The organism is Micromonospora sp. M51, from assembly GCF_018070305.1.
Lineage (GTDB): Bacteria > Actinomycetota > Actinomycetes > Mycobacteriales > Micromonosporaceae > Micromonospora > Micromonospora parva.
Genome location: NZ_JAGPXZ010001154.1, coordinates 1 through 1,284, shown reverse-complemented (window position 1 = coordinate 1,284; position 1,284 = coordinate 1). Strand labels below are relative to the sequence as shown.

Below are 1,284 nucleotides of genomic sequence, written 5' to 3'. Positions count from 1 at the left end.
GTCAACCCGATCCACGCCCCGTCGGTGAAGAACTCGACGCCGAACCAGCCGACCAGACCGAGCAGGACCGCCGCCGCGGCGAGCGCCACCCGGCGTACGGGAGCCGGCCCGTCCTGCGGCGGATGGCGGTGCTCCCGGGCGAGGGGCGACGCGGCGCGACGGGGCACCGCCAGGGCCGGCCAGACGGCCAACGCGCCGAACGCCACCCCGGCGGCCACGACGTGCGTCGTCGAACTGCCCGTCGCGTTCTGCGGGAACACGGCCACCAGCACCGTCGCCAGCCCGCCCAACCCGAGCAGCCCGCGGCCCGCCGGTGCGGCGCTGACCAGGCCGAGCGCGGTCGTCAGGTGACAGAGGCCCAGGCCCGCCAGCCCGATCGTCATGATCCAGCGATGGTCCGCGCCGGTGGCGGCGAGCGCGCTGATGGTCTGCCGCACCGGGTCGAACCCGTCGGCCTGGGCGGCCTGTGCCACCGTCCAGCCGCCGATGAGGAACAGCGGTGCGCCGGCGGCCGACAGCAGAGCCCAACGGGGAACGGCGGACATCGGGCGATCGTAGCGGTGCGACCGGCGCGGTTCCCGGGCCGCGCGGTCCGGGCAGACGGACGACGCCGAGGGCGCCGCCCGTCGACGGGCTGAAGCCCCCACCGACCACGCGGGGGCAGCGACGCCAGACCGGGGGCGGTGGCGACGCCAGCTCAGGTCCGGCGGCGACTCACGGCAGCCGGTCGGGTCGCCCGGGGGTCGGCCCGCTCGGGGGTCCGAGTGGATCCGGGGGTACGACGCCGATGGTCGGCAGGTCCGGGCCCACCCGTACGGTGCCGTCGGCCGACCAGGCGAGGTGCGCCCGCCGGGCGGAGAGGAGCGCCAGCAGCGGCCAGAGGGAGACCGCCACCGCCGTCACCCGCTCGGCCAATCCGGTACGGGACCCGCTGGTCACCTCGAACGCGCACCAGCCGAAGAGCGCGAGCAGCACGAGCGTGGCGCTCAACCCCACCGACCGGCGGAACGCCCAGGGTGGCTCCGGCCGGTCGGGGTGTTCGGTGTCGTGGCCGCGCGGCAGCCGCAGCGCCGAACCGGCCGGCCAGAGCACCAGGGCGAGGACGGCCACCGTCGCCGTGACGCCGTGGCTGACCGAGCCGCCGACCGGCGGCCGGGGGAAGGCGACGAGCGCGATGGTGGCCACCCCGCCGATCGCGAGCAGGAAGCGGCTGGGCAGCCCGGCCGCGTGCAGGACGGCGGCGACGGACAGGTAGCAGCAGCCGAGCAGCACCAGGGCCACCAC

Annotated in this window: 2 protein-coding genes; both read right to left on the bottom strand. The window is 76.9% G+C overall.

What is annotated here, in order from left to right; translation table 11 throughout:
* Positions 1-545, bottom strand: a 545-nt coding sequence (locus tag KBX53_RS33270) for a DUF998 domain-containing protein (protein ID WP_210863823.1), incomplete at its 3' end; no start/stop codon positions are given.
* 169 nt (positions 546-714) lie between these two features.
* Positions 715-1,284 (bottom strand): DUF998 domain-containing protein (locus KBX53_RS33265; protein WP_210863822.1); only part of this gene is annotated, 570 nt, incomplete at its 5' end.